Genomic DNA, 21,427 nt, shown 5'->3' with positions numbered 1-21,427 from the left:
CGCCTCGCCTTCTCTGCTCAGGCGGTGCGCCGGATGCGTCCGGCGTACCGCGCCTCTAGCTCGCTGTTGCGCTCCCGACCGCCGGGTACGTTCGCGGACAGGTAGACCGGTGGCCGGGTACCGGCGTCGAGCAGCCGGGCGACGACCTCCGCGACGACCTGTTGGGCGAGCAACGCGCCGGTGATCGAGGAGATCGCCCCGACGGCACCGCCGTCGGGCAGGGGCAGGGCGGCGTCGCCGTACGGCGCCCCGTTGTCGAGTACGACGTCCGCGAGGTCGGCGAGCCGCCGCCCCGACGGGTGTCCCGGGGTGACCCGGGCGGTGTGGTCGAGCGAGGTGATCCCGATCAGCGGGTGGCCGTGCTCCTTGACCAGCAGGGCGAACTCGACGATCACCCCGTTGACGCCGGAGTTGGAGGTGAGCACGAAGACGTCGTCCGGCTTGACCGGGGCCAGTTCGTAGAGCCGGTGCGCCACGGTCGGGTCGCGTTCCAGCAGCGGGTCTTCGAGTATCGACCGGTCGGCGCCGCCGTAGAGCACGAGGTCGCGCAGGGCGATCCGGTTGCTGGGGACCAGTCCGCCGGCCCGGCCGGCGATCTCCATCGAGAGCGCCTCGGAGTGCCCGCAGCCGAACGCCTGCACCACGCCGCCCCGGTCCAGCGCGGCGGTGATCAGGTCGGCCGCCCGGCGTACGCCCTCGGTCTGGGTCCGGGCGACCCGGTCGATCGCGGCGGTGACGGCGGTGAGGTAGGCGGGTGCGCCGATCTCGTTGGTCATTGGCCCTCCGTAACTTTGAGCTGTCGACGGGCGGCCCGCGGCGAGTCGTCCGGCACCCGGTGCGCGTCGACGGCCCGGGCAGTCACCTCGAACGCCTCGGTGGTGCGCTGGTAGGTCCGCTGGGCCACGGCGACGTAGATCAGGTCGAGCACCAGCAGTTGGGAGTGGAGCGCGGAGAGGGCCGCCAGCCGGAACGTCGTCTCCTGCACGGCGGTGGTCAGCACCACGTCGGCGACCTCGGCCAGCGGCGACCGCCGGAACGAGGTGACCGCGACGGTCAGCGCGCCGTGGTCGGCCGCCTCGGCCAGCACCTCGATCACCTCCCGGGTACGCCCGCTGTGCGACAGCCCGATCGCCACGTCGCCGGGGCCGAGCAGCGCGGCGTTGGTCAGCGCGGTGTGCGGGTCGGCCCGGTGCCAGACCGGGATCCGGATCCGTTCCAGCCGGAACGCCATCTCCCGGGCGGCGTTGCCGGAGCTGCCCAGCCCGAACAGGTCGACCCGGTTGGCCCGCGCGACGGCCTCGGCGACCCGGTCGACGGCGGAGAGGTCGACCTGGCCGGCGGTGTCCTGGATCGCCCGGGCGTCGGCGCTGGCCACCACCCCGAGCAGGTGGTCGAGCGGGTCGTCCGGCCCGATCTCCCGGTCGATGTCGGTGTCCCAGCGCGCCTGGGCGGCTCGGCCGATCTCGGTGGCGACGGCCACCCGGAGCTGCGCGTAGCCCCGGTAGCCGAAGACCCGGCAGAACCGGGTCACGGTCGCGGTGGAGGTGCCGGCCCGCTCGGCCAGGTCGATGATCGTGGCCCGGGCGGTCTCCTCCGGCGCGATCAGGATCTGCTCGGCGACCCGCTGTAGGGCGACCGGCAGCGTGGCCAGCTCGGTGCGCAGCCGGCCCAGCAGCCCGCTCTCCTCCATCAACATTCCTTTCACGACTTCCGGGTGATGAAAAAAGTTATGACCATCGAGCCGGTCACGTCAATAGGTTTGACATTTTCTATCGATACCCCGCACCATCGGCAGGGTGACCGATGCGCTCGTGCTCGGCGTCGACTGCGGCGGCACCGCCACCCGGGCGGTGCTGGCCACAGTGGGCGGTCGGATCGTCGGCCGTGGCCGGGCCCGGGCCGGCAACCCGGTCGCCGCAGATCCGGCCGTGACCGCCGCCGCGCTCGGCGAGGCCGCCGGGGCGGCGCTGCACGGACACGACCCGGCCCGGGTGGTCGGCGCCGTGGTCGGACTCGCCGGAGTGTCCCGGCTCGCCGAGCCGGAGGTTTCCGCCCGGTACGCCGCGCAGTGGGCACGGCTCGGGCTGACCTGCCCGATGCGTACCGTCGGCGACGCCGTGGTGGCGTTCGCGGCCGGCACGGCGGCGCACCGCGGCACCGTGCTGATCGCCGGCACCGGCGCGGTCGCCGCCGAGGTGCAGGACGACGCCGTCGGCCGGACCGCGGACGGCCTCGGCTGGCTGCTCGGCGACGAGGGCTCGGGGTTCTGGCTCGGCCTGGCCGCGGCGCGGTCGACGGCCCGGGCACTCTACCGGGGCCCGCCGACCGGTCCGCTGACCCGAGCCGTGGCCGGGCAACTCGGCAGTACCGATCCGGACGCCTTCGTGACCCGGGTCTACCAGCTCGGCCGCGACCGGCTGGCCGGGCTCGCTCCGCTGGTCAGCACGGCGGCCCGGGACGGCGACCCGAACGCGACGGCCATCCTGGAGAGCGCCGCCGAGCGGCTCGCCGGCACCCTGCTGTCGCTGCATCCGGCGCCCGGCCCGGTGGTGCTGGCCGGCGGTGTCCTGGCCGGGGTACCGGAGATCCGCGCCGCCGTGCAGCAGCGGCTCACCGCCCGACTGGGCCGGCCCGGCATGCCGGCCGGGGACGCCGCCGCCGGCGCCGCCTGGGTCGCCCTGCGTCTCCTCGGGTACGCCGACCCCGCGCTGCACGCCCGGCTCCTGGCCGCCCCGCCCGACACCGCCCGCCCCGGCACCGCCCGCCCCGGCAGCGCCCGTCCGGGGCGGACGGAGGGCCTACAGTCCCACTGACGGAGGTGCCAGGAAGTCACCATGGTGACTTCCTGGCACCTCGCTCGATGGAGACATCGGAACTACCTGGGGGTGAACTCCACCCAGTTGAGGTTCACCAGGCCGGTGGTCGGACCACCGGTGACCGGCTGGAAGACCAGGTAGAGCCGGTGACCACCGGCCGGCTGGTCGACCGCCAGGGTCTGGCTGGACCAGTCGTTGTTGCCGGTCGTGGCGTTCAGCGTGGCGGTACCGACCAGCGGGCCGGTCGGCGAGTCGAGCCGCAGCTCGACGGTGGCCCGGGGCGTACCGGCGGTGGCCGCCGAGCCGCCCGAGACCCGGAAGGTGACCGCGCTGGCGTCACCCAGGTTGATCGGGTCGAACGCGATCGCGTCACCCGCGTCGATCCCGTTGACGTGCTGACCGCCACCGGTGTCGCTGCTGTTGGCGATCGTCACGTTCTGCTTGACCTGGGCGAACTCGGCCTGCTGCCGGGGCGTCTGGATCACGACCTGGTTCACCGTGGTCAGCCCCGGCTGGCCGCCACCGCCGAGGTCGGTGTAGGAGGCGCTGATCCCGCCGTACAGGTAGCCGCCGGCGTGGTCGGCGCCGTCGGCCGGGGACTGGAGCACCCCGGTGCAGCCGGTCGTCGAGCCGTGCTCGTGGCCGTGGGTGTCGTGCCCGAGTACGAAGCTGACCGTCACCCGGGAACAGTCGATGGTGCCGTCCTCCGGGTCGGTGACCGTCACCGTGTACGGCACCGGGTCACCCCAGTTGAAGAAGGAACCCGGGACCGGGCTGGTCACCGTCACCGTCGGGGCGGTGTTGCCGACCGTGATGGTCCGGGTCAGCACCCCCGTCCGGCCGCTGGAGTCGGTCACCGTCAACCGCGCCGTGTACGTCCCGTTCGCGGTGTAGGTGAACGACGTGGTCGGATCGGCCGAGTCGACCGTACCGTCGCTGGTGAAGTCCCAGGCGTAGGAGATCGACTCCCCCGGGTCGGGATCGTGCGAGCCGACCGCCGAGAAGTTCACCGTCAGCGGCGCCTGCCCGGAGGTCGGGCTCGCGTTCAGCACCGCGACCGGCGACCGCTTGCCCTTGACGTAGCGGATCACCGAGAGCTGGGCGTCCGGGTTGGCGGTGAAGAAGCCGTCGCCGTACTCCAGCAGATAGAGGCTGCCGTCCGGGCCGAACTCCATCTCCATCGGGTTGTCGAAGACGAAGCCGGGCAGCAGTTGCTCGACGCCGGCCAGGTTGCCCCGGCCGTCGGTCCGCATCATGAAGATCTTGTCCCGGGTGAACTCGCCGAAGACCACCGCGTTGTCGTAGTACTCCGGGAACTTCGTCTCCGAGGTCGACTCCGGGTCGTAGTGGTAGATCGGTCCGCCGTGCGGGCCGACCCCGCCGGTCCCGATCACCGGCCACTTGAAGTCGCAGCTCGTCGGCGGCGTCTCCAGGTACGCCCCGGGGCACGGGGTACGCGCCTCGTAGGTGTACCAGAACTGCGGGTCCTGCACCGGCGGCAGCACCGTCCGGCCGGTGTTCCGGGGCGAGTCGTTCACCGGGGCACCACAGTTGAACGGCTTCCCGGAGGTGCGGGTGGCGAAGTCGTAGTCGACGTACGGCAGGGCCGGCGAGTAGCAGTACGGCCAGCCGTAGTTGCCGGCCTTGTCGGTGGCGAACCACCGACCGGTCCCCTCCGGTCCCCGGGCCGGGTTGGCGGTCCGGCTGTCCGGCGAGTAGTCGGCGACGTAGACCCGGCCCGAGGCGTCGACGTCGAACCGGAACGGGTTGCGCAGCCCCATCAGGAAGATCTCCGGACGGGTCTTGTCGTCGTGGTCCTGCGCCTCCGGGAAGAGGTTCCCGGCCGGGATCGTGTAGGTGCCGTTCGGCCGTACCCTGATCCGGAGCAGCTTGCCGCGCAGGTCGTTGGTGTTGCCGGCGGAGCGCTGGGCGTCGTAGCCGGGGCCCTGGGTCGGCGACTCGTTGATCGGGGTGAAGCCGTCCGAGCCACCGGCGTTGGTGTCGTCGCCGGTGATCAGATAGAGGTTGCCCTTCCCGTCGAACTTCACCTTGCCGGCGACGTGACAGCAGATGCCCCGGTCCACGTCGACCCGCAGGATCTGCTGTTCGGTGCTCATGTCCAGGTGCGGGTTCTCGCCGTCGACGAACTTGACCCGGGAGAGCTGGTTGTAGCCCTTGAACTTGTCCCAGACGGTCGGGTCGGCGCTGGTGGCCGGCGCGTCACCCTCGTTGACCCCCGGGGTGGCCGGGTTGTCGACCGGGGTGTTCAGCGGCGGCGAGTAGTAGAGGTAGACCCACCTGTTGGTGGCGAAGTCGGGGTCGATCGAGACGGTCTGCAGCCCGTCCTCGTCGTGGCTGTAGACCGGGATCGTGTTGATCACCGGGCTGGCGCCGCTGGCCGGGTCGTAGAGCCGGACCTGGCCGCCCCGGGTGTTGTGCAGGACCCGGCCGTCCGGCAGCACGGCCAGCGACATCGGCTCGCCCGGCTCGTCGTTGAGGGTGACCTTCTCGTAGTTGCCGGTCACGGTCGCGCCGCAGTCGCCCTCGACCACGCCGGCCGCCCACTGGATGCCGCCGAGGAGGTGCCGGGTGAACGGCTTGGAGCGATAGGTCTCGATGGCGTGGCCGAGCCCGGTGTACCAGGAGCGGCCGCCCTGGTAGTCCTTGCACCAGGCGATCGGGTGGTCGAAGCCCATCCCGCCACCGGCGAAGCTGCGCTCGTCGGCGGTGGCGAGCACGTGCGAGACGCCCCGGACGTTGGCGGAGAAGTTGTACCACTCCTCGGTCAGGGTGAGGGTGCGCGGCACCGTCTCGGTCGACGGGTGCGCCCGGTCGGCGACGTCGATGTTGCCCGGCTCGACCGGGGAGACGCCGGTGGCCTTCGCGCCGAGCAGGCTCTGGTAGAAAGCCCAGTCCGGCTCGGTCTCGGCCGCCGCATGCACCCCGGCGAACCCGCCGCCGGCCTTGACGTACTTCTCGAACGCCGCCTCCTGGGTGGCGTTGAGGATGTCGCCGGTGGTGTTGAGGAAGACCACCGCCCGGTACGTGCCGAGGTTCTGCTCGGTGAACGCCGCCGCGTCCTGGGTGACGGTGACCCGGAACCCGTGTTCCCGGCCGAGGTCACGGATCGCCTTCACCCCGTCCGGAATGGACGCCCGCCGCGCCCCCGCCGTCTTGGTGAAGACCAGTACGCCGTAGTCGCGTGGGGCCCGGGCGTCCGAGCGGAGCGCCGCCGGACCGTTCTCCTCGGCCACCAGCTGCTCGGCGGGTACGCCGCCGGAACCCGGTCCCGGGTCCGGTACCGCCGCCGCCGGGGCCTGGACCGTCAACGGGACGATCGTCGCGGTCGCCGCCAGCACGGTCAGCCAGCGCCGCATCCTTGTCGTCATCTCTCCTCCGTCTGCACGCCGTAGGGGTTACGGAAGGTGGGCGGTCACCGGCGGTAGATGGTCAGCTCCGACATGTTCGTGTAGCTGAGCGCCGCGAAGTCGAGCGACTGGCCGGGGTTGGCCGCGCCGCCAGGGGCGGTGTCCTGCTCCCAGTTGGCGTGCCGGAAGTCCGGGTCGCCGATGGTCTGGAAGAACTGCTGGAAGTTGATGTCGCCCTCGCCGAGCGGGGTCATCTCGTAGCCGTTGGCCAGCGCGCTGTTCCGGTTGCCGTCCTTGGCGTGGAAGAGCGGGAACCGCTTGCTCTGCGAGACGACGTTGAGGATCGGGTCGAAGAGGTCGGTCTTCTCCCGGCCCCACCGGTCGACGTACCTCTGGTGCTTGAAGCGGGCGACGTAGGCCCAGTAGATGTCCAGCTCGAAGAAGACGTACCTCGGGTCGGTCTTCCGGAAGAAGTACTCCAGCCGGCGGGTGCCGGAGGAGCGGGTCGGTCGGCCGTTCGCGTCCAGCGGCCCGGCGTCGAGCAGGAAGGAGTACGCGGCGTCGTGGTTGTGCGTGTAGAGCCGCAGCCCGCGTCGGCGGGCCTGCCGGCCCAGCTCGTTCCAGACGTCCGCCGCCGCGTCCCAGTCCGAGGTGTACGCCGAGTTCGTCGGGTCGCTGCCGGTGCCGATGTTCTTCATGCCGAGCGTCTCGGCGATGTCCATCTGCTGCTCGAAGGTGGCCGGGTTGATCGAGGCGTGGGTGCCGTTGGCGACCAGCCCGTTGTCGTCGAGGATCTTGCGGATCTCGGCCGGGGTGATCTGCCGGCCCAGGATCTCCGGGCTCTGGGTGTAGCCGGCGAACTCCACCTCCTGGTAGCCCAGCTCGGCGATCCGGGCCAGCACCCGCTCGAAGCCGTACGGCACACCGCTGTCGTCCGGTGCCGCGGAGATCCGGTCCCGGACGCTGTAGAGGATGATGCCCCGGTTGCGGCCCGGGATCAGCGGCTCGGCCCGCAACTGCCCGTGCGCGACGGCGGGGGTCTCGGTCTGGACCACGTTGGCGCCGACCGCGCTGAGCGCGGCGGCCGCACCGGCCGAGGCGGCCAGGATGCTCCGCCGGGTGAGCCGGCGCCGCTCGGCCGGGTCCATCGGTTCGCGCTGCGTCTTCCCCATGTCCTGCACCTTCCCGATTGGATCGATTCAAGGAGTCCTCGCTGGACAGTCCCGATGCTCCGGTGGGTGCCCGCGCGAAGAGAGTCGAGGAGTACGGGCGCGCTCACGTGCCACTCGTGGCGCGCGGAACGTACGTCGCGGCCGTGGCGGGCCGGACGCGAGATATGACGATCAGCGGTCGTCTCTGTTACGAATAGACACACGCTAGAGGCTGCGCAGCGAGAAGAAAAGAGCAGAGCTCGGCAACTTTGGTCGCGATCAACAAAAGTTCGCCGTACCCAGCGAAAAGTTTCCGTCAGAAGTAGGTGCGCAGCAGGTCCACGATGGTGTGGTCGTCGTCGACCACCGGCAGCACCCGCCACTTGTCGAAGGCGGTGCACGGGTGCGAGATGCCGAAGCAGACCAGGTCACCGGGGTACAGCTCGACGTCCGGCGGCACCGAAAGATAGCCGTGGTGGTCGTTGAGCCGGCTCACCGTCATCCCGGTGACGGCGTGCTCCACACCGGAGCGACGCCGGATCCGCAGCGGCACCGGCAGGCCCTCGTCGTACGGGGCGTCCCGCTTGCCCATCCCGACGATCGCCAGCCCCGGCTCCGGAGTGGAGGTGACCTGCGCCCAGAGTTCCAGTGCGGCGTCGAGCCGCCCCTGACCCGGGATCCGCCGGAACGGTGTGTGCGCGGCGTAGAAGCCGTGGTCGTGGGTGACGTAGGCGCCGCTGCGCAGCACCACCCGCAGGTCGTGACCGGTCAGCCAGGCACCGCCGAGCTCCTCGGCCACCAGGTCGAACCAGGCACTGCCACCGGCGCTGACGATCACCTCCGGGCCGACCAGCCCCCGGTGGGCCAGCTCGGTCGCCGCCGTACGGAGCCGCCGCAGGTACGCCGACACCGCCGCGCCGTCCGGCAACCCGCCCTCGTAGCCGGCGACGCCGTCGAGGCGTACCTGGGTCGCGGCGAGCGCCTCGGCGACCTCGACCACCTGCTCGACGGTGCGGCAGCCGGTCCGGCCGCCGGGGAAGCCGAGTTCGACCAGGACCCGCAGCGGCGCACCGGCCGGCCGGTCGGCCAGCGCCGCGCCGATCACCTCGACCCCGGCGACCGAGTCCACGAAGAAGAGTGCCTCGAAGCCCCGGTCGACCTCCCGGGCCAGCCAGCGCAGCGGCTCCGGGTCGAGCAGCTCGTTGGCGAGCAGCACCCGGGGTACCCCGAGGGCACGGCAGGCGAGCGCCTGGTTGGAGGTGGCCACGGTGATCGCCCAGGCACCGGCGGACAACTGGGCGTCGAGCAGCGACGGAGCCATGCTGGTCTTGCCGTGCGGCGCGAACGAGAAGCCGTGACGGGCACAGAACTCGGCCATCGTGGCGACGTTGTGCGCGACGGCGGACCGCCGGACCGCCAGTACCGGCCAGGTGACGGCGCCGCCGAAGAGCGAGTGCCCGGCGGCGCCGAACGCCGCGTCCGGGACCGGCCCGTCGGGCTGCCAGAACCCCTTGGCGCGCCAGTCGAGCGCGGGCTCGTCGAGTTGGTGGCGCACGGCTCTCCCCGGACAGGTTCGGATATGGCTCGCTATCGGCTGCCCAGCCTGCCCGACGCGAAGCCGATTCGTCAACGACTTGACGAGGACGGCCAGCAGGGCCGAGGCTATCCGCGCCACCGTTAACGGACCATTTTCGAACCTGGGGAGCCGGATGGTGATCGGTCTCGTCATCCACGCCAGCCACCGCGCCGTCTTCGAGGACGCCGCGCGCACGCTGGCCGGGGTGACGCTGGAGTGGGTCGTCTACGAGCACGAGGACGCGGTCCGGGGACTCGTCGACGGCCTGCTCGCCCGGCAACGCGTCGACGGCCTGCTGCTCGGCCCGGTCCCGTACGCGAAGTGCCGGGACCTGCTCCCGGCGGACCTGCCGGTGGCGATCCTGCGCTCGGCCGGGCTGGACCTGTCGCTGGCGCTGTTCAAGGCGCTCTCCCGGGGCTGGCGACCCACCCCGGTGAGCATCGACACCTACGACATCCAGACCGTCGACGAGGTGGCCCGGGCCCTGGAACTGGACCGGGCGCAGATCAGTTGCCTGCCGTACGACCCGGAGCAGAGCGTGGCCGAGATCGTCGCGTTCCACCGGTCGGCACTGGCCCGGACCGGCGCCGACTACGTGATCAGCCTGCGTACGGCGGTCGCCGCCCAGCTGCCGGAGAGTACCCGGGTCCTCGGCGGCCTGCCCGGGCCGGCCACCCTGCGGGCCCAACTGCACGAGCTGGCCCTCCAGATCCAGTCCAAACAGGCCAGTGCGCTGCGCTTCGCCGCCGGCATCTTCCTGGTCGGTCGGGCCGGGCCGCAGCTCGACCTGGACCGGGCCCGGGTGGGGCTGATGAACCTGCTGCTCAACACGCCGGAGTTCGGGGACGCCTGGATCGAGAACCGGGGCCGGCGCGGCGTGGTGGTCTTCGCCCACCAGGCCCTCTTCGAGCAGGCGACCAACAGCTGGGTGTCGCTGCCCGCGCTCGGCCAGGCGCAGGAGACCCTCGGCATCCGGGTGGCCGCCGGGTTCGGGGTCGGCGCCTCGGCCCGGAGCTGCCTGCACCTCGCCGAACGGGCCGTCGCCCGCGCCGAGCAGGAGGAGTCGCCGAGCGCGTACCTGGTCGAGGACGGTGGCGTCATCATCGGCCCGATGAGCCCGGCCGGGGCCGCGCTCGCCTTCACCTACCGGGAACACGGCGCCGAACTCGAACGGCTCGCCGGTGAGGTGGGGCTGAGCGCCGCGACGCTCTCCCGGCTCGCGGCGATCGAACGGTCGCTGGAGGGTCGGGCCATCTCCCCCGCCGACCTGGCCCAGCAGCTCGGCATCACCGACCCGAGCGGCCGGCGGCTGATCCGCAAGCTGAGCGACTCCGGACTGGTCGAGGTGGAGGGGAGCACCCAGGTGCACCGCAAGGGCCGCCCGGCCCGGCTCTACCGGCTGCGCATCGGCGCCGCCGGCGGGACGGGGCCGGCGGCCACCCCGGCCGAGGCGGCCCGGTGACCGCGCCCGAGATCGAGCCCGCCGTCGAGGCCGCCGTCGCGCCCGGTCCGGAGGGCTGGGACCTGCTCTTCACCGGCGCCGAGCTGCTCGACCCGGGTACCGGCCGGACGGGGCGGCACGACGTCGCCGTACGCGACGGCCGGGTCGCGGCGGTCGCACCCGTACTGCCCCGGGACCGGGCCGCCGAGCGGGTCGAACTGGCCGGCAGGCTGGTCACGCCCGGCCTGGTCGACCTGCACACGCACGTGTACGCCGGTGCGACGTACTGGGGCATCGACCCCGATCCGGTGGCCTGGCGCTCCGGCGTGACCACCTGGGTGGACGCCGGCTCCGCCGGGGCGTACGGGTTTGCGGCCTTCGCGGCCGTCTCGGCCCGGTACACCGTCCGGGTGCCCGCGCTGCTGAACATCTCGGCGGTGGGGCTGGTCGCTCCGGTCGGCGAGTCCCGGGAACTGGCCAACTGCGACGTGGAGCTGGCGGTGGCGACCGTACGGGCGCACCGGGAGCGCATCGTCGGGATCAAGGTGCGGATGGACCGGCACAACGTCGGTACGCACGGCCTGGCCCCGTTGCGCCGGGCGGTCGAGGTGGCCGGGGAGTGCGGGCTGCCGGTGATGGTGCACATCGGGGCCGGACCGCCGACGGTGGCGCAGATGCTGCCGCTGCTGCGCCCCGGTGACCTGATCACGCACTGCGCCAGCGGCATCGCGGCCGGACCGGACGGCTTCGACCCGGCGGCGAAGGAGGCGTACCAGGCGGGGGTGCGCTTCGACCTCGGGCACGGCTCCGGCGGCTTCGCCTTCGACGTACTGGAGGCGCAGTTGGCCGCCGGGATGCCGCCGCACGCCGTCTCCACGGACCTGCACAGCCGGTCGCTGCACGGCCCGGTCTTCGACCTGCCGACCACGATGGCCAAGATGCTGGCGGTCGGGATGAGCCTGCCGCAGGTGGTGGCGGCGGCGACCGTCGGACCGGCCCGGGCGCTCGGCCTGCCGGACGGGACCGGCACGCTCGCGGTCGGCGCCCCGGCCGATCTCGCGGTCTTCTCGACCGAGCCCGGCCGGCACGAGCTGGTCGACGTGCACGGGCAGCGCCGGTACGCACCACTGCGGCTGGTCAACGAGGCGACCTACCGGGCGGGCCGGCTGCTGCCACCCCGGCAGCCCGAACCCGTGCCGCCGTGGATTCCGCTCACCGGGGCGCAGCGCGCCGCACTCGCCGACCGGGACCGGGCGGTACGTCGACTTCTCACCCCACCCCTGGTGGGCCCGGACGGGCTCGCCGAACAGTTTCCCCGACACGGAGGTTGACCCATGCCCAAGCAGATCGTCGTGGCCGACCGGGCCGCACCGCCCGGCGGGCCGTACTCGCACGCGGTGGTCGCCGGGGACTTCGCGTACCTCTCCGGGGCCTGCCCGGTGCGCCCGGACGGTACCTGGGTGCAGGGCGGCTTCGCCGAGCAGGCCCGGGCGGCCTTCGCCAACCTGGCGAAGGTGGCCGAGGCGGCCGGCGGTGACCTCGACCGGGCGGTACGGGTCGGCGTCTACCTGCGCGACTTCGCCGACTTCCCGGCGATGAACGAGATCTACCGGGAGTTCTTCGGCACCGAGAGCCTGCCGGCCCGGACCACCCTGCCGGTGGCGCTGGAGGGCTTCGACATCGAGATCGACGCGGTGCTCTACCTGGGCGACTGAGCCGCCCCGGGCAGTGCCGTCCGGTCGGGCCGGACGGCGGTTCCGTGCTGTCCTGGCAACGGCTCTGAGCAGGGAAATTGTTACTTGACGGGTAGCCGGCGGAACCCCAGCCTGGATGACATCCATATCGACCTAATTACGAACCTAGCTCGTTATTCGAGGAGGAAGCCCGTGCGGAAACTCCTGGCACTTCCCGCGCTGCTCGCGCTGGCGCTCGGCGCCGGCGCCTGCGCGCCCTCCACCGACGCGCCAACCGACAGCACCGACAGCCGGACCGGCACCCTGCGGGTCTGGCTCTTCGACGAGGCCAACCGGGCCGCCAAGGAGGCGGTGGTCAACGAGGCGATCGCCGAGTTCACCGCGAAGAACGCCGACGTGAAGGTCGACGTCAGCTACCTGGCCACCGACACCCGGGCGGAGAAGTACAAGGGCGCGCTGAACGACCCGGCGAGCGCCCCGGACGTCACCGAGGTCGGCAACACCGACCTGGCCAACTTCGTCGCCTCGGGCGGGATGGCCGACGTCACCGAGGAGAACAGGAAGTGGGCCGAGGCCGCCGACCTGCCGGCCGACCTGGTCCAGACGGTGACCGTGGCCGACAAGGCGTACGGGGTGCCGTGGTGGATCGGCGTCCGCGCCCTCTACTACCGCACCGACGTCTTCGCCGAACTCGGGCTCACGCCCCCGACCTCGTACGCCGAACTGGTCACCGCCGCCAAGAAGATCCGGGCCGAACGCAAGGACATGCTCGGGATCGCCGTCGGCGGGCTCTACACCTTCGGCGCGCTGCCGTTCGTCTGGGACGCCGGTGGCGACATCGCGACCAACTCCGGTGGGAAGTACACCGCAGCCATCGACTCGCCCGGGTCGAAGGCGGGGATCAAGGCGTACACCGACCTCTTCAGTCCGGAGATCTGCCCGGCGCAGCAGTGCGTCGACCTGACCGGCGGCGGCACCGTCGAGGCGTTCGCGGCCGGCCGGGCCGGGATGGGCATCCTGGGCAACTTCAACCGCTCGGCGGTGGAGGCCGGTGCGGTGAAGGGGAAGTACGGCGTGGTGCCGCTGCCCGGCGCCAAGCCCGGCTCGATCGCGCCCGCCTTCGCCGGCGGCAGCAGCCTCGGGGTGTTCCGCTCCACCACGCACCGCAGCCTGGCCGTCGAGTTCATGCAACTGCTGGCGAGCAAGAAATACACCCTCAAGCTCTACGACGCGATGGGCTTCGTGCCGGCGATGAAGTCCGGCCGGACCGAGGTGATTGCCAAGGAGCCGTTCCTGAAGCCGTTCGTCGAGACGATGGAGGCGGGCACGAGGTTCGTCCCGGTGGACAAGGCGTGGACCACGATCGACGCCGAGAAGATCCTGCCGAACATGCTGCAAAAGGTGATCACCGGCCGGGCCACCGTCGACGCCGCGGCCGCCGAGGCGAACACCCAGATCACCGCGGCGTTCGGGAAGTAGCCACCGGTGCCCTCGTCCGCAACGATCCGCCGGCAGCAGCGGCTGATGCCGCTCTGGCTGCTGCTGCCGGCGCTCGCCGTGCTGGTGCCGATGTTCGCGTACCCGCTCTACCAGCTCGGCCTGCTCTCCCTCTTCGACTACGGGCAGCCGCAGGTCTCCGGCGGCGAGCCGGCCCGGTTCGTGGGGGCGGGGAACTTCCGTACCCTCTTCGGCGATCCGGCGTTCTGGACCGTGCTCGGCCAGACGGTGGTCTTCGCCGCCGGCTGCGTGCTGGTGACCCTCGCCCTCGGTGCCGCGCTGGCGGTGCTGATGACCCGGATCGGCAGGCTGGCCCGGACCCTGCTCTCGTACGCCGCGCTCACCGCCTGGGCGGCACCGGCGATGACCGGCTCGGTGGTCTGGATCTTCCTCTTCGACAGCAACCTCGGGCTGGTCAACGAGGTGCTGGGGCTGGACGGCTACAACTGGCTCTACGACCGGACCGTGGCCTTCGCCCTGGTCGGCGCGGTGGTGGTCTGGCACTCCTTCCCGTTCGTGATGATCACCCTGTACGCGGGGATCCAGGCCGTCCCGCCGTCGGTGCTGGAGGCGGCGGCGCTGGACGGTGCGGGTGCGGCGACCGTGTTCCGCCGGATCACGGTGCCGATGCTGCGGCCGCTGATCGCGATCGTGGTGATCCAGTCGATCATCTGGGACTTCAAGGTCTTCACCCAGATCTACGTGATGACCCGGGGCGGCGGCATCGCCGGCCAGAACATGGTGCTCAACGTGTACGCGTACCAGAAGGCCTTCGCCTCGTCGCAGTACGGCCTCGGCTCGGCGATCGGCATCGTGATGACCCTGATCCTGCTGGCGGTCACCCTGCTCTACCTGCGGGCGCTGCGCCGCACCGGGGAGGTGCTGTGAGTGCGAGGAGTGAGCCGGGTCTGCGAGCCCCGCAGTCACGAACGAAAGGCGGCACCGTAATGCGTCGCCGTGTCGCCGACGGGGTGGCGATCCTGGTCGCGCTGGTCACCGTCTTCCCGATCTACTGGATGGTGCTGTCGGCGCTGAAGCCGACCGGCGAGATCCTCTCGGCCGACCCGCGCCCGTGGACGCTGCACCCGACGCTGGACCACTTCCGCTCGGCGCTCGGGGTGAGCGGCTTCGGCCGGTACTTCCTGAACAGCCTGGTGGTGGCGCTGGCCGTGGTCGCGCTGAGCGCGCTGGTCGCCTTCCTGGCCGCGGTGGCGCTGACCCGCTACCGGTTCCGGACCCGCAGCACCGTCCTGGTGATGTTCCTGATCGCCCAGATGGTGCCGGTCGAGGCGCTGAGCATCCCGCTCTTCTTCCAGATCCGCGACCTCGGCCGGACCGTACCCGGGGTCGGGCTGAACACCCTCGGCTCGCTGGTACTGGTGCAGTTGGCGTTCAGCCTGCCGTTCGCGATCTGGATGCTGCGCGGCTTCGTCGCGGCGGTGCCGCCGGAGGTGGAGGAGGCGGCCACCATGGACGGGGCCTCCCGGTTCACCATCCTGTGGCGGATCCTCTTCCCGCTGATCGCGCCCGGCCTCGCCGCCACCAGCGTCTTCTCCTTCATCACCGCCTGGAACGACTTCCTCTTCGCCAAGACCTTCATCATCAGCGCCACCGAGAACCAGACCCTCCCCGCCGCGCTGCTGGTCTTCTTCAAGCCGGACGAGAACGACTGGGGCGGCATCATGGCCGCCTCCACCCTGATGACCGTGCCGGTACTCGTCTTCTTCGTCTTCGTCCGGCGCCGGCTGGTCTCCGGGCTGGGTGGGGCGGTGAAGGACTGATGCCGCTGCCCCGTCCGCTGACCACCCGCCCGGGGTCGGGGGCGTTCGTCCTCGGCCCGGCGACGACGCTGCGCGCCGATGCCGACTGTGCCGGGGTGGCCCGGCTGCTCCGGGAGACGCTGTCGCGCTCCACCGGTCTGCCCCTGCCGGACTCCTCCCCCGGCGACGGCGCCCGCAACGGGGGTGGTGCCGTCGCCGGGGGAGGCGACATCGCGCTCGCCGTCGACCCGGCACTGCCCGCCGAGGGCTACCACCTGCGGGTACGCCCCGACGGCGTCGCCATCACCGGTGGCGCGCCGGCCGGCGTCTTCTACGGTACGCAGACGCTGCTCCAGTTGCTGCCGCCGGCCGTGCACCGCCGGGCCCGGGTGGCGGCCGGCCCGTGGACGGTGCCGGCCGTCGAGATCTCCGACGCGCCCCGGTTCGGCTGGCGCGGCTGCATGCTCGACGTGGCCCGGCACTTCATGCCGGTGGCCGGGGTACTCCGCTTCGTCGACCTGCTCGCCGCGCACAAGCTGAACGTGCTGCACCTGCACCTCACCGACGACCAGGGTTGGCGGGTGCAGATCCGGCGGTACCCCCGGTTGACCGAGGTGGGCGCCTGGCGGCACGAGTCGATGGTCGGCTCCCGCCAGCACGAGCGCTTCGACGGCCGGCCGCACGGCGGCTACTACAGCCAGGACGACCTTCGGGAGATCGTCGGGTACGCGGCGGAGCGCTTCGTCACCGTCGTACCCGAGATCGACCTGCCCGGGCACACCCAGGCGGCGATCGCCGCGTACCCGGAACTCGGCAACGACCCCGGCGAACCGGTGGCGGTCTCGACCCGGTGGGGGATCTCCCGGCGGGTGCTGAACGTCTCCGACGGGACGCTCGACTTCGTCCGGAACGTGCTCGACGAGGTGCTGGAACTCTTTCCGAGCCGGCACGTCGGGATCGGCGGCGACGAGTGCGACAAGTCCGAGTGGCGGGCCAGCCCGGCCGCCCAGCGGCGGCGGCGCGAGTTGGGGCTGCGCGACGAGGACGAGTTGCAGAGCTGGTTCGTCCGGCAGCTCCAGCGGCATCTGGCGGCCCGCGGCCGGGCGCTGTTCGGCTGGGACGAGGTGCTGGAGGGCGGCCTGCCCGACCCGGCCACCATCGCGGCGTGGCGGGGACCGGCGCTGGCGGTCGCGGCGGCCCGGGCCGGGCACGACGTCGTCTCCTGCTGGGACACCTCCGCCTACCTGGACTACCGGCAGTCGGACCGGCCGGACGAGCCGATCCCGGTCGGCACCGTCCTCACCGTCGCGGACGTCCGGGCCTTCGATCCGGTACCCGCCGAACTGCCGGCCGAGCTGCGGCACCGGATCGTCGGCGCGCAGTGCAACCTCTGGACCGAGCACGCCGACAGCCCGCGTACCGTCGACTACCTGGCCTTCCCCCGGCTCTCCGCGTTCGCCGAGGCGGTCTGGTCGGCGCCGGGGTCGGCGGAGGGTTTCGACGACCGGTTGCGCGAGCACCTGGCCCGGCTGGACGCGTTCGGCGTGGAGTATCGCCCGCCGGCCGGACCGCTGCCCTGGCACCGTCGGCCGGACGCGGCGGGCTGGCCGCGCCAGCGGGCCGACCGGGACGCCGAGCTGGCCCGACTCACCGGCAACGTGCTGCGGCCCCGCCGGGCCGAACCCGGTTCCGAGGCCGGGACGACTCCGCCCGGTCCCGGCCGTCCGGCCGCCCCGTCGAGTTCATGATCCGGGGCAGCGCCTCGACTGTCCTCTCTGGAACAATGCTCGCCTGATCCGGCGCCCTGGCGTACCAGCAGAGAGGCTGAACCCCTTGTCGACACCGCAACCCGTGGACGGTACAGATCCAGAACCGATGCCGGGGAGACGTTCCCGACGCGCGATGATCCGTGGCGGCGGCCTCGCCGTGGCCGGGCTGGCGGGGGTGACCGGTGCCGGCATGTTCGACCCGGAACCCGCGTCGGCCGCCGCTGTCGGACCGTGGGAGTACGTCGCTCCGGGCGGCTCCATCCAGGCGGCGATCAGCGCGGGCGCCACCGCTGTCCAGCTCGGCGCCGGTCGGTACACCATCGCCGCGCCGATCGTGCCGACCCGGGGCTGCACCATCCGTGGCGTGGGCCGGCTCACCGAGATCGTCGCCCAGTCGACGATGACCGCGATGATCGAGATCGGCCAGGGCCGCGCCACCGACGGCGTCTACGTCGGCGACCTCGTGCTGGACTGCCAGCAGAGGGCCACGACCGGCATCGACGTGCACATCGTCGGCACCGAGGGCAACTACAAGGGCGAACCGGACTCGATGTGCCGGCTGGACAACATCTGGCTCTACAACCCGGTCCGGGACGGTGTGGCCTACCGGGGTACGGACACCCAGGCCACGGTGACGAGCCGGCTCCGGGTACGCGGCGCCGGTCAGTACGGGTTCATGATCGACGCACCGGACAACTGGTGGCACGCCTGCGAGGCGACCACCCGCGACTCCACCGGGGCGAACGCCGGCTTCTACGTCGGCGCCAACGCGGCCAACAACTTCTTCCAGGTGTGCAAATCCTGGTACACCCGGGGCTACGGTTGGCACGTCAGGGCCAACCGGAACAAGTTCGTCGGCTGCGAGTCCCAGGACACCAGGCTGCACGGCTGGTACGTCGAGTGGGACCGGAACACCTTCGTCGGCTGTGTCGCCGACACCGCCGCCATGTACGACGTGCAGGGCACCGCCGACACCGCCGACGGTTTCTACGTCGCCGACGGCGCCGCCACCTCGATGGTCGGCTGCCAGGCGTTCGACCGCCGGCCCGGCGGCCGCGTCGCCCAGCAGCGTTACGGCTTCAACGTCCCCGCCAGCATGGTCAGCGGCGGACGACTCGTCGCGGCGACCGGATGGGACAACACCGGCGGACTGATCCGGCAGCGGTAGCCCGACAGGGCGCTCTGGCAGGCAGCGAACAGGGCTGCCCCGGGACGACGGCGGGCCGCGCGCGCCACCGTGGCACGCGCGGCCCCGACCCGGGCCCGGGAGCACCGGTCCGCTATGCCGCCATCGCCACGCCCGTCCGGGCGGTACCGCGCGACTGCTGCGCCGTCACCAGGTGCCGGGCGTACGCCTCGGTGGTGAAGAAGGCCGGCAACTCCTCGCCGAGCGCGACCCGGACGAAGATCTCCGCCGCCCGGGTCAGCCGGTCCCGTTCCGACACCGACCGTTCCGCGTTCAGCCGCGTCACCTCCTCGACCAGGATCGACCGGACCAGTTCCTCGGTGACCCGGCCGCCCTCGGCCAGCGGCGTCGCGTGGTGCAGCCACTGCCACACCTGACAGCGGGCGATCTCGGCGGTGGCGGCGTCCTCCATCAGGTCGAAGATGGCCGCCGCGCCGGTGCCGCCGAGCCAGGCGTCGAAGTAGCGCAGCGCCACCGCCACGTTGCCGCGCAGCCCCACGCCGGTCACCCGGCCCGGCGTCCGGTCCACCGACAGCAGGTCGTCCGCGCCGACGGTGACCTCGGGGCGGCGCCGGTCGAGCTGGTGCGGCCGGTCGCCGAGCACCGCGTCGAAGGCGTCCCGGCAGACCGGGACGAGGCCGGGGTGGGCCACCCAGGAGCCGTCGAACCCGTCGGCGGCCTCGCGCTGCTTGTCGGCCCGGACCTTGCCCAGGGCGACCGCGTTCACCTCCGGGTCGCGGCTCGGGATGAAGGCGGCCATCCCGCCGATCGCGTGCGCGCCACGCCGGTGACAGGTCTGGACCAGCAGTTCGGTGTACGCCCGCATGAACGGCACCGTCATCGTCACGTCGCCCCGGTCCGGGAGTACGAAGTCGTCGCGCCAGCCGAAGTTCTTGACGATGCTGAAGATGTAGTCCCACCGTCCGGCGTTCAGCCCCGCGCAGTGCTCGCGGAGTTCGTACAGGATCTCGTCCATCTCGAACGCGGCGGTGACGGTCTCGATCAGCACGGTTGCCCGGATGGTCCCCTGCGGGATGCCGAGCCAGTTCTGCGCAAACCGGAAGACGTCGTTCCAGAGCCGTGCCTCGCGGTGGCTCTCCAGCTTCGGCAGGTAGAAGTACGGGCCGCTGCCGGCGTCGAGCTGCCGCCCGGCGCAGTGGAAGAGGTAGAGCCCGAAGTCGACCAGGCTGGCCGAGATCGCCCGCCCGTCGACCACGATGTGCTTCTCCACCAGGTGCCAGCCGCGCGGCCGGACGACGATGGTGGCGAGGTCGTCGCCGAGGGCGTAGCGCTTGCCGCCGGGCGCGGTGAAGTCGATCCGCCGGTCGATCGCGTCGACCAGGTTGAGCTGGCCGCCGATCACGTTGTCCCAGGTCGGCGCGAGCGCGTCCTCGAAGTCGGCCAGCCAGACCTTCGCACCGGAGTTGAGGGCGTTGACCGTCATCTTCCGGTCGGTCGGGCCGGTGATCTCGACCCGCCGGTCGTGCAGGCCCGGTGCCGGCGGCGCCACCCGCCAGCTCGGGTCGGCCCGGATCGCCTCGGTCTCGGGCAGGAAGCCGGGGAGCTGACCCTCGGCGTAGCGGGCCCGGCGGGCCCGCCGGGTGTCCAGCAGGGCCACCCGGCGGGCCGCGAACTCGCTGTCGAGCGCGACCAGGAAGTCCAGCGCCTTGGGGCTGAGGATCTCCTCGTAGCGCTCTCGCAGCGGCCCGGTGACGTGGATTCTCATGCGAACTGTTCCTCCTCGGTCGAACCGCGCAGCGCGGTGGTCTCGGCGGCCGGGTTCAGCACCGTACTGACCAGGTCGAAGTAGCCGGTGCCGACCTCGCGCTGGTGCTTGACCGCCGTGTAGCCGTACGCCTCGGCGGCGAACTCCCGCTCCTGCAACGACACGTACGCCGGCATGCCCTCGGTGGCGTAGCCCCGGGCCAGGTCGAACATCGAGTAGTTGAGCGCGTGGAACCCGGCCAGGGTGATGAACTGGAAGCGGTAGCCCATGTGCCCGAGTTCCCGTTGGAACTTGGCGATGGTGGCGTCGTCGAGGTGCCGGCGCCAGTTGAACGACGGCGAGCAGTTGTAGGCCAGCATCTGGTCCGGGTAGACGGCCTTGATCTCCTCGGCGAACCGGCGGGCCAGCTCCAGGTCCGGGGTGCTGGTCTCCATCCAGAGCAGGTCGGCGTGCGGGGCGTAGGCGAGTCCCCGGGCCACACAGGCGTCGAATCCGTTGCGCACCCGGTAGAAGCCCTCGGCGGTCCGCTCGCCGGTGACGAAGGGCCGGTCCCGCTCGTCGACGTCGGTGGTGAGCAGCGTCGCCGCCTGCGCGTCGGTACGCGCGATGATCACCGAGGGGACGCCGGCCACGTCGGCGGCGAGCCGGGCGGCGTTGAGGGTCCGGATGTGCTGCCCGGTCGGTACCAGCACCTTGCCGCCGAGGTGCCCGCACTTCTTCTCCGAGGCGAGCTGGTCCTCCCAGTGCACCCCGGCGGCGCCGGCCACGATCATCGCGGTCATCAGCTCGTACGCGTTCAGCGGCCCGCCGAACCCGGCCTCGGCGTCGGCGACGATCGGGGCGAGCCAGTCGATCCCGGCGTCGTCGCCCTCGGTACGGCGACCCTCGGCGGTCTCGATCTGACCGGCGCGCAGCAGCGCGTTGTTGATCCGGCGCACCACCGCCGGGACGGAGTTGGCCGGGTAGAGGCTCTGGTCCGGGTAGGTGTGCCCGGAGAGGTTGGCGTCGGCGGCGACCTGCCAGCCGGAGAGGTAGATCGACTTCAGCCCGGCCCGGACCATCTGCACCGCCTGGTTGCCGGTGAGCGCGCCGAGCGCCGGCACGAAGTCCTCCCGGTGCAGCAGCTCCCACAGCCGCCGGGCCCCCCGGTCGGCGAGGGTGTGCTGCTCCTGTACGACGCCACGCAGCCGGACGACCTCGTCCGCGTCGTAGGCCCGCTCGACGCCCCGCCAACGCGGGTCGGTGGCCCATTCGGTACGCAACCGCTCTGCCGGCGTGCTCATGGAAGTCTCCTCCGAGGTTGGGGTCGACGGTCGGCAACTCGCCGCCAATCAGGACTTGGCGAAACTGTGGCACGCTCTCCGCCGACGGGTCGAGACACGGAAACAGCCAACTATTGAAAAGTCGGATCCCCATTCTGCGAAGTTGTGAATGCGCTTCTTT

The 21,427-nt window shown here is 71.9% G+C and carries 16 protein-coding genes; 9 read left to right on the top strand and 7 right to left on the bottom strand.

The genetic code is table 11. The features are described from left to right. Positions 1 to 17: 17 nt before the first annotated feature. Positions 18 to 776, bottom strand: coding sequence for a sugar isomerase domain-containing protein (locus C6W10_RS17275; protein ID WP_107258961.1), 759 nt, complete (start codon positions 774 to 776; stop codon positions 18 to 20). Further along, on the bottom strand, positions 773 to 1,690 hold the full coding sequence (locus C6W10_RS17270; RefSeq protein WP_234358954.1) for a MurR/RpiR family transcriptional regulator: 918 nt from the start codon (positions 1,688 to 1,690) through the stop codon (positions 773 to 775). The genes C6W10_RS17275 and C6W10_RS17270 overlap by 4 nt, the downstream gene beginning before the upstream one ends. Positions 1,691 to 1,796: 106 nt before the next feature. Here C6W10_RS17270 and C6W10_RS17265 point away from each other — a divergent pair, with 106 nt between their 5' ends. Then, positions 1,797 to 2,813, top strand: coding sequence for an N-acetylglucosamine kinase (locus C6W10_RS17265; protein ID WP_107258959.1), 1,017 nt, complete (start codon positions 1,797 to 1,799; stop codon positions 2,811 to 2,813). A 62-nt stretch (positions 2,814 to 2,875) separates the two neighbouring features. On the opposite strand, the gene C6W10_RS17260 is transcribed toward C6W10_RS17265, so the two are convergent. The 3 genes from C6W10_RS17260 to C6W10_RS17250 form a co-directional block, all read right to left on the bottom strand. Then, positions 2,876 to 6,205, bottom strand: a complete 3,330-nt coding sequence (locus C6W10_RS17260; protein WP_107258958.1) for a ThuA domain-containing protein — start codon at positions 6,203 to 6,205, stop codon at positions 2,876 to 2,878. Positions 6,206 to 6,249: 44 nt separating this feature from the next. Next, positions 6,250 to 7,356: a sugar phosphate isomerase/epimerase gene (locus C6W10_RS17255; protein ID WP_234361823.1), complete on the bottom strand. Its 1,107-nt coding sequence runs from the start codon at positions 7,354 to 7,356 to the stop codon at positions 6,250 to 6,252. A 295-nt stretch (positions 7,357 to 7,651) separates the two neighbouring features. Continuing rightward, positions 7,652 to 8,890, bottom strand: coding sequence for an alanine racemase (locus tag C6W10_RS17250; RefSeq protein WP_234361821.1), 1,239 nt, complete (start codon positions 8,888 to 8,890; stop codon positions 7,652 to 7,654). 154 nt (positions 8,891 to 9,044) lie between these two features. Between C6W10_RS17250 and C6W10_RS17245 the strand changes: the two genes are divergently transcribed. From C6W10_RS17245 to C6W10_RS17210, 8 genes are all read left to right on the top strand, one after another. Next, the gene (locus C6W10_RS17245) at positions 9,045 to 10,373 is read left to right on the top strand and encodes a helix-turn-helix domain-containing protein (RefSeq protein ID WP_199853046.1); all 1,329 of its coding nucleotides are present in this window, start codon (positions 9,045 to 9,047) and stop codon (positions 10,371 to 10,373) included. After that, positions 10,370 to 11,683 (top strand): amidohydrolase/deacetylase family metallohydrolase, encoded by a 1,314-nt coding sequence (locus tag C6W10_RS17240; RefSeq protein WP_234361819.1) that lies wholly within the window; start codon positions 10,370 to 10,372, stop codon positions 11,681 to 11,683. The genes C6W10_RS17245 and C6W10_RS17240 overlap by 4 nt, the downstream gene beginning before the upstream one ends. 3 nt (positions 11,684 to 11,686) lie before the next feature. Then, a complete protein-coding gene (locus C6W10_RS17235; protein WP_107258956.1) occupies positions 11,687 to 12,067 on the top strand; it encodes a RidA family protein in 381 nt (126 codons plus the stop codon). Positions 12,068 to 12,238: 171 nt separating this feature from the next. Further along, a complete protein-coding gene (locus C6W10_RS17230) occupies positions 12,239 to 13,525 on the top strand; it encodes an extracellular solute-binding protein (protein ID WP_107258955.1) in 1,287 nt (428 codons plus the stop codon). 6 nt (positions 13,526 to 13,531) lie between these two features. After that, positions 13,532 to 14,431: a carbohydrate ABC transporter permease gene (locus C6W10_RS17225; RefSeq protein ID WP_234358950.1), complete on the top strand. Its 900-nt coding sequence runs from the start codon at positions 13,532 to 13,534 to the stop codon at positions 14,429 to 14,431. A 59-nt stretch (positions 14,432 to 14,490) separates the two neighbouring features. Then, a complete protein-coding gene (locus C6W10_RS17220) occupies positions 14,491 to 15,324 on the top strand; it encodes a carbohydrate ABC transporter permease (RefSeq protein WP_107258953.1) in 834 nt (277 codons plus the stop codon). Continuing rightward, complete coding sequence (locus tag C6W10_RS17215) at positions 15,324 to 17,051, top strand: beta-N-acetylhexosaminidase (RefSeq protein ID WP_107258952.1); 1,728 nt, start codon at positions 15,324 to 15,326, stop codon at positions 17,049 to 17,051. Before C6W10_RS17220 ends, C6W10_RS17215 begins: the two co-directional genes overlap by 1 nt. 127 nt (positions 17,052 to 17,178) lie before the next feature. After that, on the top strand, positions 17,179 to 18,240 hold the full coding sequence (locus C6W10_RS17210; protein WP_159104627.1) for a hypothetical protein: 1,062 nt from the start codon (positions 17,179 to 17,181) through the stop codon (positions 18,238 to 18,240). A 112-nt stretch (positions 18,241 to 18,352) separates the two neighbouring features. Here the strand turns inward: C6W10_RS17210 and aceB are convergent, their stop codons facing one another. Both aceB and aceA read right to left on the bottom strand, forming a co-directional pair. Next, positions 18,353 to 19,984: a malate synthase A gene (aceB, locus tag C6W10_RS17205; protein WP_107258950.1), complete on the bottom strand. Its 1,632-nt coding sequence runs from the start codon at positions 19,982 to 19,984 to the stop codon at positions 18,353 to 18,355. Then, a complete protein-coding gene (aceA, locus tag C6W10_RS17200; RefSeq protein WP_107258949.1) occupies positions 19,981 to 21,267 on the bottom strand; it encodes an isocitrate lyase in 1,287 nt (428 codons plus the stop codon). Before aceA ends, aceB begins: the two co-directional genes overlap by 4 nt. Positions 21,268 to 21,427 lie beyond the last annotated feature (160 nt).

Origin of the sequence: Plantactinospora sp. BB1 (genome assembly GCF_003030385.1) — a bacterium.
Taxonomy (GTDB): Bacteria; Actinomycetota; Actinomycetes; order Mycobacteriales; family Micromonosporaceae; genus Plantactinospora.
This window is presented reverse-complemented; position numbering and strand designations above follow the sequence as displayed.